Origin of the sequence: Mycobacterium sp. 852013-50091_SCH5140682 (assembly GCF_001665685.1) — a bacterium.
Lineage (GTDB): Bacteria > Actinomycetota > Actinomycetes > Mycobacteriales > Mycobacteriaceae > Mycobacterium.
Genome location: NZ_LZTB01000118.1, coordinates 118,370 through 131,721, shown reverse-complemented (window position 1 = coordinate 131,721; position 13,352 = coordinate 118,370). Strand labels below are relative to the sequence as shown.

The window sequence follows — 13,352 nt, the reverse complement described above, 5'->3', positions numbered from 1 at the left end:
CCGTTTTCGTCGACGTCAAGCGTCGGTGCCGGAGCGTTTGGCCAGCCGGTTGTACGCGGCTGTAAACGCGGCTGCCCCAGCGAGAAGCTGCTCGCGCTCGAGTTCGGTCATGTGCTCGGTGATTCCGCCGAAGCGTTCGGCACGCGCGGCGACGACTTCGTCGAGAACAGCACGCCCGACGTCGGTCAGCTCCAGAATCGTCGCGCGCCGGTTGTGCGGCGCCACGCTGCGAGTGATCAACCCGGCCTCGGCGAGCCGATCGCTGAGACGGCTGGCGCTCGACGGCACCATGTCGAGGTCTTCGCCCAATTCCGTCACTTGGCACGGGCCGAGTCGCTGCAGCGACTGCAACGCGCGCAGCGTCGGCAGCCCTACGCGCTTCTCGATCTCTTCGAGCACCAAGACGTTCAGTGCCAGCAGCCCGCGAGTGGCCTGTTCGAGCGCGGCGACGTAGTCGGCGTCAGGCCGCGGGACGGCAGCCCGGTCCGTCGCGCGCGTTCTCTTGGCACTCATGGCGTGGCCAGAATACATCCGGGACGAGTGTCGTGCATTAGCGCAAATAGTCCGGTTTGCAAATCATCCAATCTGGATACATCGCATATGGGCCGGGTAAATGACGGCGGGTTGGGTAACCGACTTGTCGAGATCAGTGGATCAAGGAGGCAGCATGGCGCGAGATACCCGCGGTCCGATGCCACCGCAGACGGCCGGCTTACGCCGGGTCAGTCTCAACCCTTCCCATTGGCGCGAGGGCCGCCTACTACTCGCAGGCGAAGCGGCTGTGACGGGAGCGCTCGGCGTGGTCGGTCTGATCGGCGTTCTCGTTCGTCCCCGGCAGGACGGATGGTCGGTGCTCGGTGTGCCGCTCACGCCGGCATTGAGTGTCGTCATGTTGGTTATCGCGGCGCTGGCGGCGTTGTCGTTCATGCATCGCCGGACGGCGAAGGTGTTCACTCTCGGAATGGGCGCCGCCGCCGTGGCCCTGATGATCATCTGTTCGGTGGCCGCCGTGCACCACGATCCCGGGCCAATGGGTTTCACCGCGCCGGCGATCCTGCTGTGGATGATCCTTCTCTGCTGGAGCATCGCCTGCGCGATGTGGATTCTTCCGGACCAGATACAGGGCCCGGCGTGGGTACCGCGGCGGCGTAGGCGACACCGCACCGATTCGGCCATGTCGGCTGGTGGACGGCGCGACTCATGAGCGGCGGCATCGCCGAACCACATGTGTTGCGGGAGTATGCACTGCTCGCCGACGGGCACCGGGGCGCACTGATCGGCCCGCGCGGCGAGATCAGCTGGATGTGCGCCCCGCGGTGGGACAGCGACGCGGTGTTCGCGGATCTGATCGGAGGCAACGGCGCCTTCGCGATCACGCCGAGGGGACGGTTCGTCTGGGGCGGGCACTATGAAGACGGCAGCCTGATCTGGCGGTCTCGCTGGGTCACCACCGACGGCATCACCGAATGCCGCGAGGCGCTCGCGTACCCAGGCGATCCGCACCGCGCGGTCTTGCTGCGCAGGCTCATCGCGGTGCACGGCGATGCCTGCGCGACAATGACATTCGCACCCGCGGCCGGATTCGGGCGGTATGGCATGACCGAGCTCATCCGGGATCACGGTGGTGTCTGGCACGCCGAGTGCGGGCCCCTGCATATCACGCTGAAGGGCACCGCACACGCCACTCGCGCCTGTGACGAGGCGGGGCTCGTAGGCCTGCGCTGTGACCTAAAGGTCGAGGAGGGCAGTCACCATGACGTCGTCGTCGAGGTCGCCGATCGACCCGGTGAACGGCGCCTGCTCGACGCGGACGCTTTGTGGCTGGGCACCGAAAAAGCTTGGGCATCAGGTTGTCCCACGTTCGACGCCAGCGTCACCGCCCGCGACGCGCGCCACTCGTACGCCGTGCTGCGCGGCATGACCGCACCGGACGGTGGCATGGTGGCCGCCGCGACCATGAGCCTGCCCGAGCGCGCCGAGCAGGGCCGCAACTACGACTACCGTTATGTGTGGATCCGTGACCAGTGCTACGCAGGCCAGGCTGTGGCGCTCGACGGACCGCACCGCTTGCTCGACGACGCGATCGCATTCGTCACCGATCGGCTACTCGCCGACGGCCCTGACCTCAAACCTGCCTACTGCGTCGACGGTACGGCGGTACCCGACGAACGCTCGCTGGATCTCCCCGGGTATCCAGGCGGCACTGACGTTTTGGGCAACCACGCTCACAGTCAGTTTCAACTGGACGTCTTGGGCGAGGCGCTGCTGTTGTTCGCCGCGGCAGCACGTCATGACCACCTGGACGGCGATGGCTACCGGGCTGCCGCCGCGGCGGCAGCGGCGCTCGCGGACCGCTGGCAGGAACCCGACGCCGGTGTGTGGGAACTCGAGCCGCGACGCTGGGCGCACTCCCGGCTGACGTGCGTGGCCGGTCTGCGCGCGATCGCCACTCGCGCACCGACCCGCGACGCCGCCGAATTCGAGCTGTTAGCAGACACCATCCTCGCCGCGAGTGCAGACTGCGTGCACCCGAGCGGGCGGTGGCAACGTGCTCCCGACGACTCACGAGTCGACGCCGCATTACTGGTCCCGGCGCTGCGCGGTGCCGTCCCGCACGACGACCCGCGTACCGTCGCCACCTTGCGCGCGGTCCTCGACGAACTTGAAGTGGACGGGTTCGTTTACCGGTTTCACCACGAGGGCCAGCCGTTGGCACACGCTGAAGGAGCCTTCGTGCTGTGCGGGTTCTGGACCGCGCTGGCCTGTCAGCAACAGGGCGACATTGTAAGCGCCACACGCTTTTTCGAACGCAATCGGGCCGCCTGTGGACCGCCGGGCCTGTTCTGTGAGGAGTACGACGTCGAGCAACGTCAGCTCCGCGGCAACATCCCGCAGGCCTTCGTGCACGCCCTGCTCATCGAATCCTCACTGCGCGTGGCCAAGCCGCCGCACACCGATTCCCCGCCGACCGAAAACAGAGAGGAACCGTCATGACCACCACTTCGCCGCGCACCGTCGTCGTCACCGGAGCCAGCGCCGGCGTCGGACGTGCCGCTGCCCAGGCCTTCGGGCAGCGTGGTGATCGCGTCGCACTGCTGGCCCGCGGGCACGACGGGCTGCGCGGAGCCGCCGATGACATCGAGGCTGCCGGCGGGACAGCGCTGACCGTGCCCACCGACGTGGCAGATTTTGACCAGGTCGATGCCGCCGCCACCCAGGTCGAGGACGCCTTCGGACCGATCGACGTCTGGGTGAACGTTGCGTTCACGTCGGTGTTCGCGCCATTCGCCGAGATCGCTGCGGCGGAGTACCGACGCGTGACCGAGGTCAGCTACCTCGGCTTCGTGTACGGAACGATGGCGGCGCTGGCCCGGATGAAGCCGCGGAACGCCGGTGCGATCGTGCAAGTCGGTTCCGCTCTGGGTGCGCGCGCCATTCCACTGCAGTCGGCGTACTGCGGTGCCAAACACGGCATCAACGGTTTCACGGAGTCCGTGCGCACCGAGCTTCTGCATGACCGCAGCAACATCCACATCACGGTGGTGCAGATGCCTGCGCTCAACACGCCGCAGTTCGACTGGGTATTGTCACGGCTGCCGCGGCACCCCCAGCCCGTGCCACCGATCTACCAACCCGAGGTGGGTGCCCGCGCGATCGTGCGGGCCGCCGACCATCCAGAGCGCAAGCAGTATTGGGTCGGTGCCAGCACGGCGTTGACCATCCTGGGACAGCGGCTGATGCCGGCGGTCCTCGACCGCTATCTGGCGCGCACCGGCTACTCCTCGCAGCAGACAAGCGAGCCGGTCGATCCCGACCGGCCGAACAACCTGTGGCAGGCCCTCGATGAGCACCCGGGTAGCGACCACGGTGCGCACGGGTCCTTCGACGACCGTTCGATGATCCGGTCGCCGCAGCTGTGGGTTTCGCGGCACGCGCGCTCACTGTCAGTTGCCGCCGCCGGTGCGGCGCTCACTGCGGGCGGGGCCGCGCTCACCCGCCACCGTCACTGACCTCGGCGGTGACGGAAATCCAAAAACGACAACACTTTTGAAGGAGAAAACATGTCTGACACCGTCGGTGACGTGCTACTCGGCCGCTTGCGGGAATGGGGCGTGAATCAAGTCTTCGGGTTCCCCGGAGACGGCATCAACGGGCTGCTCGCCGCGTGGCAACGCGCTGACGACAAGCCACAGTTCGTCCAGGCACGGCACGAAGAGATGGCCGCGTTCGAGGCGGTGGGCTTCGCCAAGTTCTCCGGTGAGGTCGGTGTCTGTGTGGCCACCAGCGGGCCCGGCGCAGTGCACCTGCTCAACGGGTTGTACGACGCCAAACTCGACCACGTCCCGGTGGTGGCGATCGTCGGCCAGACCGAACGTTCCGCGATGGGTGGCTCCTACCAGCAGGAGATCGACCTGATCAGTTTGTTCAAGGACGTCTGCAGCGAGTACGTACAGATGTGCACGGTGCCCAAGCAGCTGCCGAATCTCATCGACCGCGCTATCCGCATCGCGCTGAGCGAGGGCGCGCCGACAGCCATTATCGTGCCCTCGGATGTCTTCGAGCTGCAGTACGAACCACCGGGGCACGCGTTCAAACAGGTGCCCTCGAGCCTCGGGATGTCAGAGGCGCGTGTGGTCCCCGACGACGACGCACTGCGCCGGACCGCCGACCTGCTCAACTCCGGTCAGAAAGTCGCGGTGCTCGTTGGGCAGGGCGCTCGGGGATGCGTCGCCGAACTCACCGAGGTCGCCGAACTACTCGGCGCCGGCGCTGCAAAAGCCTTGCTGGGTAAGGACGTGCTGCCCGACGACCTGTCATGGGTGACCGGATCCATCGGACTGCTCGGCACCACTGCCAGCTGGCATCTCATGATGGAATGCGACACCCTGCTCACCATCGGCTCCAATTTTCCGTACACGCAGTTCCTGCCCGAGCTCGACCAGGCCCGCGCCGTGCAGATCGACCGCTCCGGCAAGTGGATCGGTATGCGGTATCCCTATGAGATCAACCTCGTCGGCGACGCCAAGAGCACGTTGCGGGCGCTGATTCCGTTGCTGGAGCGCAAGACCGACCGATCCTGGCGCGAAAAGATCGAGAAGTGGGTGGACAGTTGGTGGACCACCGTGCAGCGCAGGGCCATGACCGACGCCGAGCCACTCAACCCGATGAGGATCTTCTGGGAGTTCTCGGAGCGGATGCCCGAAAACGCCATCATTGCCGCAGATTCCGGCTCGGCGGCCAACTGGTACGCCCGTCACCTGAAGTTCCGCGGCGACGTCCGAGGTTCCCTGTCCGGCACTCTGGCCACGATGGGGCCCGGGGTGCCCTACGTCATCGGCGCCAAGTGGGCGCACCCCGACCGGCCCGGCATCGCCTTCGTCGGCGACGGGGCGATGCAGATGAACGGCATGGCTGAACTGATCACGATCAGCAAGTACTGGAAGCAGTGGGACGACCCACGCCTCGTCGTCGCGATCCTGCACAACAACGACCTCAACCAGGTCACGTGGGAAATGCGTGCGATGGAGAACTCACCGAAATTCGATGCGTCCCAGAACCTTCCGGACGTCAACTTCGCGGCGTTCGCGCGCAGCCTCGGCTTGCACGGCGACAACATCGATGACGCCGCGGCGCTGGGGGATGCGTGGGACCGGGCCCTGGCCGCCGATCGGCCCACCGTCCTCGACGTCCGCTGTGACCCGAACGTGCCGCCGATCCCGCCGCACGCCACCTTCGAGCAGGCGAAGTCGCTCGTCGACGCGGTGATCGGCGGCGACGACGACAGCGCGGGCTTCATCAAGCAGGGAATCAAACAGAAAGTGCAGCAATATTTTCCAGGCGAGAAGAAGGACCGCTCATGAAACCCTTACGCGCCGCGGTGCACGCCATCCGCACCGGACGTTTCGAACGTACGTTGGCAGCAATGACCGCCGCTGGAGCCGCGGTCACCACCGCCGAGATCTACCTTTCCCATGACGGCGCGAGCTTCGGCAATCGCATGATGTACTGGCCGGTCGTCATCGTTCCCACCGCGGTGCCCGCCGGACTGGCGGGGTTCTTCTCCCGCCGCGCGGCCCACACCGTGCTGCCCGTCGCCAGCGCGCTGATCGTCGTAAACGGCGTGCAGGGCGCCTACTTGCACTGGCGTGGCATCTGCCAGCGGCCGGGCGGATTGACCCGGTACAACCTGGAATCGGGACCACCGGCATTCGCGCCACTGCTGGCATCGCTGGTCGGCGGCATGGGATTGCTCGCGGCGCTGTTGCGCCGCGAGGACCTGCCGCTGCCCGGGGAAGGGAGTCGCTGATGCCGTTTCGCCCAGCACACCACCGCGCCGTGACGCCCCAAGGCAGAGGCCGTTTCCCGGATTTCGACGTGTTGGCCCAAGCCGACAAATGGGACCAGGTCACCGCAGGCGTCGTGCTCGGACGGCTGGCACTACCGGCCAGCCTGTCGTTCTTCACGGGAGAGGAGGTGGCGATCGCGCAGCCATTGCTCGACCTGCTCCTGGCGCAGGACGCCGACCCCAAAGTCCCGGTACTGGAATTGATCGACTCCCGGCTGGAGGCGGGGGAGACCGACGGATGGCATTACGACGACATGCCCGAAGACGGCCAGGCCTGGCGCGACTCCCTGGCCGCGCTCGACGGCGACGCGCGCGATCGCTACCGCGCCGGGTACGGCGAACTAGGCATCAGCAAACAGGCGCGGCTGCTGCAGGACGTCCGAGACCTCGCGGATGCGGCCGAACGCTGGCACGGCCGGCCCGCCGGCCATGTGTGGAGCTTGTGGACGCGGTATGCCTGCACAGCGTTCTACTCGCACCCGTGGGCGTGGAACGAGATGGGGTTCCCCGGCCCCGCCTACCCACGGGGTTACCTGAATCCCGGTGTCAACGCGCTCGAACGGTACGAGGTCGCCGACCACTGCGATATCGACCCCGTTCCGTTCGTCGATCGGGTGGAGCGGGCGCGACGCGCCGACTCCGACCTGCCTGAAGGGCGGACCGATGGGTGACGGCAGTACCGTACGAAGCCGCAACGAATCGGCATGGTTGCTGCCCAACAACGGTGTTCGTAGCAATCACCGGTTGCGGGCCGATATGCGCAAGTACCTTCCCGACGACGAGGTCGATGTGGTCATCGTCGGGGCCGGCGCCGGGGGAGCGACCCTCGGACAACGGCTGGCCCGCGCCGGATGGAGTGTGGTGCTGCTCGACGCCGGGCCGTTCTGGGATCCTGACCGCGACTGGGTCAGCGACGAGCGTGGCTCGCACGGCCTGTACTGGACCGATCCTCGCCAGATCGGTGGATCGGACCCGGTTCCCTTGGGATCCAACAACTCCGGGCGCGGGGTCGGGGGGTCCATGGTGCATTACGCCGGCTACACCCCGCGGTTTCATCCCTCGGACTTCCAGACCGGCACCACCGACGGTGTAGGTGTCGACTGGCCCATCGGCTACTCCGACCTGCGTCCATACTACGAGCAGATCGAAGCCGAACTGCCGGTGGCAGGCCAGCATTGGCCGTGGGGCGACCCGCACCGCTATCCGCACAGCCCGCATCCGGTCAGCGGCAACGGGCTTATCGCGCTGCGCGGCGCGAAGGCACTCGGTGTCGACATGCGGGTCGGACCGGTCGCCATCCCGAACGGGCGCTTCGGTAATCGGCCGCACTGCATCTACCGCGGGTTCTGCATCCAGGGGTGCAAGGTCAATGCCAAGGCGAGTCCGCTGATCACCCACATTCCCGACGCGCTGGCGCACGGCGCCGAGGTTCGGCCGGACTGCCACGTCAGCCGCGTGCTGGTGGACGACGACATCGGGCGCGCCACCGGTGTGGTGTATCTCCACGGTGGCACGCTGCACCGGCAGCTCGCGCAGTCCGTCGTCATCGCCGGCTACTCGATCGAGACCCCACGGCTGCTGTTGCTGTCGGCCTCGGCGCGCTATCCCGACGGGCTGGGCAACGGTCACGATCACGTGGGCCGCCACTTGATGGTTCAGGGCGCCCCACAAGTGGCCGGTCGGTTCGACGACGAGGTCCGCATGTACAAGGCGCCGCCACCTGAGGTCAGCAGCGAGCAGTTCTACGAGACCGACCCCAGCAAGCCCTACCGACGCGGGTTCTCGATCCAGACCGTCAGCCCGCTGCCGATAACCTGGTCTGAACACGTTGCCGCTCAAGGGCATTGGGGCCAGACGCTACGCGAATACATGCGAGACTACGTGCACTGGGCCACGCTGGGTGCGTTGTGTGAGCTGCTGCCACTACCGAACAACCGAGTCACCCTGGCCGATGAGACCGACCGGCACGGGCTGCCGGTCGCGCACTTCTCCTACAGTCAGTGCGACAACGACAAACAGCTCATCGAGGCCGCGGGCAAGGTCATGGCCGACATCCTGAAGGCCGCCGGTGCGGAAGAGGTCATGACCGTCGAGCGTTACGCGCACCTGGTCGGCGGCGCCCGGATGGCCAGGCGTCAGCAGGACGGGGTCATCGATCCCGAGCACCGTGTCTTCGGCGTGGACCGGCTTTACGCCGTCGACGGCAGTGTGATGCCCACCCAGGGCGCAGCGAACCCGGCGTTGACCATCATGGCGCTCGCGGCCCGGGCTGCCGACCTGATGAAGCACCACGCCGTCACATCCTGACTTCAGTCGAGAAAGGCCGTGTAGCACATGTATTCGACGCAGATCGAGCGTCTCGAGGTAGCCGTCTACCGCGTGCCCACCGAAGGTCCGGAAGCCGACGGCACCTTGGAATGGGATGCCACCACGGCCGTCGTCGTGCACGCGCACGCTGCGGGCTTCGTCGGACTCGGATGGACCTACAGTTCCCCGGCCGCTGCGGCGGTAATCACCCATCACCTGCGCGACGTGGTTGTCGGCCGCGACGCCGCCGACGTACCCGGTGCCTTCGACGCCATGCACCGCGCCTGCCGCAACTGCGGAACGCGCGGGCTGGCCACGCAGGCGATCAGCGCCGTCGACATCGCGCTGTGGGATCTGCGCGCCCGCCTGCGTGAGCTGCCGCTCTCGGCGGTGCTGGGCCGCTGTCGTAGCTCCGTACCCATTTACGGGTCGGGCGGATTCACCAACCTCGACGATGACCAACTCGCCGAACAGGTTGGTGTGTGGCAGAACGCGGGATGCGCCGCGATGAAGATCAAGATCGGCCAATGCTGGGGCACTCACACCGAACGAGACCTGCAGAGGGTCAACCGGTTACGCGAGTTGGCCGGTGACACGGTCGAACTCATGGTGGACGCCAACGGCGGATACAGCCCGGGGCAGGCGCGCCGGATCGGCGCCGCACTCGACCATCTCGGTGCCACCTGGTTCGAGGAGCCGGTCAGCAGTGACGACATCGACGGGCTGGCTGCCGTGCGCGGCGCTGTGCGGTGCGACGTCGCCGCAGGGGAGTACATCTCCAACCGCTACGACGCGCGCCAACTGGCGCCGGTAGTGGACTGCCTGCAACTCGACGTCACTCGATGCGGTGGCTACACCGGCTGGCTGGCGGCCGCGAACGTCGCGGCGGCACACAACCTCGACGTGTCGGGGCACTGCGCACCGGCGCTACATGTCCCCGTCGCCGCGGCTGTCCCACGTCTGCGGCACCTTGAGTACTTCATCGACCACACCCGACTCGAGGCCGAGATGTTCGACGGCGTCCCTGCCCCGAGCGGCGGCGAACTGCCCGTCAACACCACGGAATCTGGTCATGGCATGAGTCTGGCCGCTGAGGCCGAGAGGTACCGGCAGCCGCCCTGCCTTTAAGCGGTACGGCGGTGCTTCCGCTTTTCCTCGTAATACCGCGCGCGCTCGTCGAGTAGCCCGAGGAATCCGACAAGTTCCTCCCGAGCCTGCTCACCCTGCGGGCCGAAGTCGTTGCGGTCGAAGATATTCCAGAACCGCAGCACGGGAATCAGCACGTCGTCGTGGTGGACGCGCAGGTCATAGATCCCGGCCTTCGCGATGGTGATGGCGTTCTGGGCGAAGTCGGCCATGCCCAAGCCGGGCATCGCGAAGTTGATGACCTCGTCGCGGATCGCGGCCATCGCCGCATCGGGTGCGATGTCCAGAGCCGCGGCCATCAGGTTGCGGTAGAACACCATGTGCAGGTTCTCGTCGGCCGCAATGCGGGCAAGAAGCTGGTCGGCCACCGGGCAACCTGACGCGCGGCCGGTGTTGCGGTGCGAGACTCGGGTGGCGAGTTCTTGGAATGACACGTAGGCCAAGACAGCCAGGGGAGTCCTGTCGCCGGCGTCGTAGCCGGCAACGGTGTGCTCCATCCGCTGGCGTTCCAGGGCCACAGGGTCGACGCCGCGAGTGACCACCAGGTAGTCGCGCAGCACGATGCTGTGACGGCCTTCCTCTGCCGTCCACTGTCCGATCCAGGTGCCCCAGGCACCGTCGCGGGAGAACCGGGTGGCGATCTCGCGGTGATACGACGGCAGATTGTCCTCGGTGAGCAGGTTGACGGTCATCGCCACCTTCGCGACGGGATCCAGCGGCGAGTCTTCCGGCTGCCAGTCTTCCCCGCCGAGGAACGCGAAATCTCTTCCGCGGCTCCAGGGGACGTAGTCGTGCGGGAACCACTCCCGCGCCATCGCCAGGTGGCGGTCAAGGTTCTGTGCGACAACCGGTTCCAATTCGTACAGCACGGCTGTTTGGGCATCCATCGGTCAGTCCCTTCATCCACTCTCGGTACTCGGTCTAGAACCTACGGTACCGTAACCTACGGTAGCGTAGGTTAGCGATTGATTGCGTGAAGGTGACATTGAGTGAAGGCCGCAGGGCGGCCCGCGCAGGTGTTTGAGCATCGCTGGCGCATCGTGCGCACGGCTTGGTAGCCGGTCGGTCGCGTCAGTAGCGGTCGAGCTCGATCAACCGCGCGTCGCTGATGCCGAAGTGATGCGCAATCTCGTGCAGCACGACGTGCCTGATTTCTGCACGTAAACGATCCGCATCGCCGGCAGCAAGTCGCGTGATCGGGCCGCGGAAGATGCTGATCTTGTCGGGGAGCACTCCGCCGTAGGCGCTGTTCCTTCGCGGCAGCGGTATGCCCTGGTACAGGCCGAGCAGCCGCTGCCCGTCGGGCGGCTCGTCTTCGATGACGATTTCGACATTGCTCATCGACGCACGGAGATTGGCGGGCAAGGAACTCAACGCGTTGTCAATCGCATCTTCGAACGGATCAGTGCGACCCGGATCCGAGTGCGCATCCACCTCGCCAATGGTGCCAGAACCGGAGCTGGGGCCGTATTCGATTCCGTGCCGCACAATTTTCCTGGAGTCCGCGCGGCAAAAGGCGCGGTGTGTCCTCAGCGGCCGTGGCGGACGGGATGGGTCGCTGCGCGCTGACCCCAAGACTGCGCGATGTCGCGAGAGGGAAGCCGGCGCGCGATCCGGCGGGTGAGTACGCGACGGTCGCGCTCGGTCAGTGCGTGGCTCCTGTGCGCGAGCAGGTCCAGCTGCTGCCAGCTCAGCCCGTCGAGGTTGCCGTCGGCGTCATGGGTCGCCACGACCACGCCACCGCGCAGTAGCGGAACAGTCTTCGGCGTGAACAGTGTTGTGGCTAGGAGCAATTCAGTGGCGCGCCGGTTGGGTCGGTTTTGGCATGACTGTGTTGACGGGGCGAACCAAAAGTCGAACTGCCGGTCAGTGCTGGTCAGACTCTCGAGCGCATAGTCCTTGATGAGCTCGGCGATGTCGGTTTGGCTGAAGGCCTGAGTTTCAAGGGCGACGCCGGTGGGACGCACGTACAGGATGGTGTTCATTCCAATGTTCCATTCGACTCTATTCTCTGCTGTTCGGACGGGGTCGGCGACGCCAACCGCCGTTACTAGAGTTGCCCATGTGACAGTTGAGATAAACATTCATAACGAAATGGGTTATTTCGGCGGCAGCGCGCCCTAGCACTTCGCTATGCCGGCTGACTGCTCTCCGAATTCTTGCCCGGCGAGTGGTAACCCTGGTGCACCGGTGACTCCCAGGTGTAGGGCTCGTCGGGATGACTGGACCCGCCCAGGATGAACGAACGGTCGCTGCGGTTGGCCCGCGCGATGGACACCATCCATGTTCCGACCGTGCTGAAGCGGTTGCGCACCCCGGTGAGGAAGGCGATGTGAATGAATCCCCAGCCGAGCCACCCGAGGACGCCCGAGAGCTTCACCGGCCCGGCCTGCAGCACGGCCTGTCCACGGCTGATGTAGGCCGCGGATCCCAGCTCGCGGTAACGGAAGTCTTTGCGTCCGCGGCCGGCGAGGTCACGCTTGACGCAGGCGGCGACATGCAGCCCGCCCTGCATCGCGTTCTCCGCGACGCCGGGCAGACCATCACGGCCGGCCAGGTCCCCGATGACGAACACCTGAGGATGTCCGGGTACCGACAGATCGGCGTTGACCGAAATGCGTCCTGACCGGTCGGTGCGAGCGCCCAGCGCCTCGGCGGCGTGCCGCGCGAAGGGAACGCCTTCGACGCCTGCCGTCCACAGCACTGTTCGGGTGGCGTAATCCTTGTCCGGGCCACCGCCCTTTGAGCTCACGGTGACACCGTCGCGTCGGACGTCGGTGACATGGACGCCGAAGTGCAGTTCGACGCCCAATTCGTCAAGCGTCCGCGACGCTCTGTCAGCGAGTGCCGGTGGGAAGCTCTTCAGCACCCGGTCACCTCCGTCGACGAGCAACACACGCGCATCTTCGGGATTGATGCTGTGAAACTCATTGGCCAGCGCACGAGTAGCCAGTTCCCTGATCTGACCGGCCAATTCGACACCGGTGGGGCCGGCGCCGGTGACGACGAAAGTGAGCCACTGGTCCCGCTCCGGGCCGGCCGGCAATGTCTCGGCGATCTCGAAGGCGGCGAACACTCGACGGCGGATGCTCAGTGCATCGTCGAGAGTCTTCATGCCAGGTGCCCAGGTGGCGAATTCTTCCTTGCCGAAGTACGACTGACGCATGCCGGCTGCAATGACCAGATAGTCGTAGTCGAGGTCGAATGTCGATTCGTCGGGTCGACGAGCCGTGACGCGCCGCCCGTCGGCGTCGAGCCGAATGGCCTCGCCGAGCAGGGGGGTGACGTTGCGGTGACGTGCGAGTTCTTCGCGCAGCGACCGGCTGATCTGGCCGATGCTCAAAGTGCCTGTCGCACATTGATAGAGCAGCGGCTGGAACACGTGGCACGCCGCCCGGTCCAGCAGCGTGACGTCGACGTCGAGGCCTCCCAGGCGGCGGGCGCAGAACAAGCCGCCGAACCCGCCGCCGATGATGAGCACCTTGGGGCGTGTAGTTCCCATACCGAGTCAGCCTCCAGCCGTTACCGTCATCGAACTAACTGTGCCACAACG

13 protein-coding genes are annotated in these 13,352 nt (G+C 66.2%); 8 read left to right on the top strand and 5 right to left on the bottom strand.

Translation table 11 applies throughout. The annotated features are described in order from the left end of the window. Positions 1–15: 15 nt before the first annotated feature. Positions 16–513, bottom strand: a complete 498-nt coding sequence (locus A5784_RS30250) for a MarR family winged helix-turn-helix transcriptional regulator (protein ID WP_064948536.1) — start codon at positions 511–513, stop codon at positions 16–18. Positions 514–667: 154 nt separating this feature from the next. Here A5784_RS30250 and A5784_RS30245 point away from each other — a divergent pair, with 154 nt between their 5' ends. The 8 genes from A5784_RS30245 (at position 668) to A5784_RS30210 (ending at position 9,781) form a co-directional block, all read left to right on the top strand. Next, entirely contained in the window at positions 668–1,204 is a 537-nt protein-coding gene (locus A5784_RS30245) for a hypothetical protein (protein WP_064948535.1), read from the top strand. Then, the gene (locus A5784_RS30240) at positions 1,201–2,994 is read left to right on the top strand and encodes a glycoside hydrolase family 15 protein (protein WP_064948534.1); all 1,794 of its coding nucleotides are present in this window, start codon (positions 1,201–1,203) and stop codon (positions 2,992–2,994) included. Before A5784_RS30245 ends, A5784_RS30240 begins: the two co-directional genes overlap by 4 nt. Further along, a complete protein-coding gene (locus A5784_RS30235) occupies positions 2,991–4,010 on the top strand; it encodes an SDR family oxidoreductase (RefSeq protein ID WP_064948533.1) in 1,020 nt (339 codons plus the stop codon). The genes A5784_RS30240 and A5784_RS30235 overlap by 4 nt, the downstream gene beginning before the upstream one ends. A gap of 51 nt (positions 4,011–4,061) precedes the next feature. After that, on the top strand, positions 4,062–5,861 hold the full coding sequence (locus A5784_RS30230; RefSeq protein ID WP_064948532.1) for a thiamine pyrophosphate-requiring protein: 1,800 nt from the start codon (positions 4,062–4,064) through the stop codon (positions 5,859–5,861). Further along, a complete protein-coding gene (locus A5784_RS30225; RefSeq protein ID WP_064948531.1) occupies positions 5,858–6,307 on the top strand; it encodes a hypothetical protein in 450 nt (149 codons plus the stop codon). Before A5784_RS30230 ends, A5784_RS30225 begins: the two co-directional genes overlap by 4 nt. Next, the gene (locus A5784_RS30220) at positions 6,307–7,017 is read left to right on the top strand and encodes a gluconate 2-dehydrogenase subunit 3 family protein (RefSeq protein ID WP_064948530.1); all 711 of its coding nucleotides are present in this window, start codon (positions 6,307–6,309) and stop codon (positions 7,015–7,017) included. The genes A5784_RS30225 and A5784_RS30220 overlap by 1 nt, the downstream gene beginning before the upstream one ends. Before the next feature lie 85 nt (positions 7,018–7,102). Then, the gene (locus tag A5784_RS30215; protein WP_232006305.1) at positions 7,103–8,653 is read left to right on the top strand and encodes a GMC family oxidoreductase; all 1,551 of its coding nucleotides are present in this window, start codon (positions 7,103–7,105) and stop codon (positions 8,651–8,653) included. 27 nt (positions 8,654–8,680) lie between these two features. Next, a complete protein-coding gene (locus A5784_RS30210) occupies positions 8,681–9,781 on the top strand; it encodes an enolase C-terminal domain-like protein (protein WP_064948528.1) in 1,101 nt (366 codons plus the stop codon). Here the strand turns inward: A5784_RS30210 and A5784_RS30205 are convergent. The 4 genes from A5784_RS30205 to A5784_RS30190 form a co-directional block, all read right to left on the bottom strand. Beyond that, positions 9,778–10,686: an acyl-ACP desaturase gene (locus A5784_RS30205; protein WP_064948527.1), complete on the bottom strand. Its 909-nt coding sequence runs from the start codon at positions 10,684–10,686 to the stop codon at positions 9,778–9,780. The two genes, A5784_RS30210 and A5784_RS30205, sit on opposite strands and share 4 nt — an antisense overlap. A 184-nt stretch (positions 10,687–10,870) precedes the next feature. Further along, positions 10,871–11,140 carry a metallopeptidase family protein gene (locus A5784_RS30200; RefSeq protein WP_232006303.1) on the bottom strand — a complete coding sequence of 90 codons (270 nt, stop codon included), beginning with the start codon at positions 11,138–11,140 and terminating at the stop codon, positions 10,871–10,873. A gap of 188 nt (positions 11,141–11,328) precedes the next feature. Then, positions 11,329–11,784, bottom strand: coding sequence for a hypothetical protein (locus A5784_RS30195; RefSeq protein ID WP_064948526.1), 456 nt, complete (start codon positions 11,782–11,784; stop codon positions 11,329–11,331). 146 nt (positions 11,785–11,930) lie between these two features. After that, complete coding sequence (locus A5784_RS30190) at positions 11,931–13,301, bottom strand: NAD(P)/FAD-dependent oxidoreductase (RefSeq protein ID WP_064948525.1); 1,371 nt, start codon at positions 13,299–13,301, stop codon at positions 11,931–11,933. Positions 13,302–13,352 lie beyond the last annotated feature (51 nt).

What these genes read in the sequence shown, in the direction of transcription:
- A5784_RS30230 (WP_064948532.1), top strand. Translation starts at nt 4,062, where the DNA reads ATGTCTGACACCGTCGGTGACGTGCTACTCGGCCGCTTGCGGGAATGG.
- A5784_RS30215 (WP_232006305.1), top strand. Translation starts at nt 7,103, where the DNA reads ATGCGCAAGTACCTTCCCGACGACGAGGTCGATGTGGTCATCGTCGGG.
- A5784_RS30220 (WP_064948530.1), top strand. Translation starts at nt 6,307, where the DNA reads ATGCCGTTTCGCCCAGCACACCACCGCGCCGTGACGCCCCAAGGCAGA.
- A5784_RS30205 (WP_064948527.1), bottom strand. Translation starts at nt 10,686, where the DNA reads ATGGATGCCCAAACAGCCGTGCTGTACGAATTGGAACCGGTTGTCGCA.
- A5784_RS30190 (WP_064948525.1), bottom strand. Translation starts at nt 13,301, where the DNA reads ATGGGAACTACACGCCCCAAGGTGCTCATCATCGGCGGCGGGTTCGGC.
- A5784_RS30225 (WP_064948531.1), top strand. Translation starts at nt 5,858, where the DNA reads ATGAAACCCTTACGCGCCGCGGTGCACGCCATCCGCACCGGACGTTTC.
- A5784_RS30200 (WP_232006303.1), bottom strand. Translation starts at nt 11,140, where the DNA reads ATGAGCAATGTCGAAATCGTCATCGAAGACGAGCCGCCCGACGGGCAG.
- A5784_RS30195 (WP_064948526.1), bottom strand. Translation starts at nt 11,784, where the DNA reads ATGAACACCATCCTGTACGTGCGTCCCACCGGCGTCGCCCTTGAAACT.
- A5784_RS30240 (WP_064948534.1), top strand. Translation starts at nt 1,201, where the DNA reads ATGAGCGGCGGCATCGCCGAACCACATGTGTTGCGGGAGTATGCACTG.
- A5784_RS30250 (WP_064948536.1), bottom strand. Translation starts at nt 513, where the DNA reads ATGAGTGCCAAGAGAACGCGCGCGACGGACCGGGCTGCCGTCCCGCGG.
- A5784_RS30235 (WP_064948533.1), top strand. Translation starts at nt 2,991, where the DNA reads ATGACCACCACTTCGCCGCGCACCGTCGTCGTCACCGGAGCCAGCGCC.
- A5784_RS30210 (WP_064948528.1), top strand. Translation starts at nt 8,681, where the DNA reads ATGTATTCGACGCAGATCGAGCGTCTCGAGGTAGCCGTCTACCGCGTG.
- A5784_RS30245 (WP_064948535.1), top strand. Translation starts at nt 668, where the DNA reads ATGGCGCGAGATACCCGCGGTCCGATGCCACCGCAGACGGCCGGCTTA.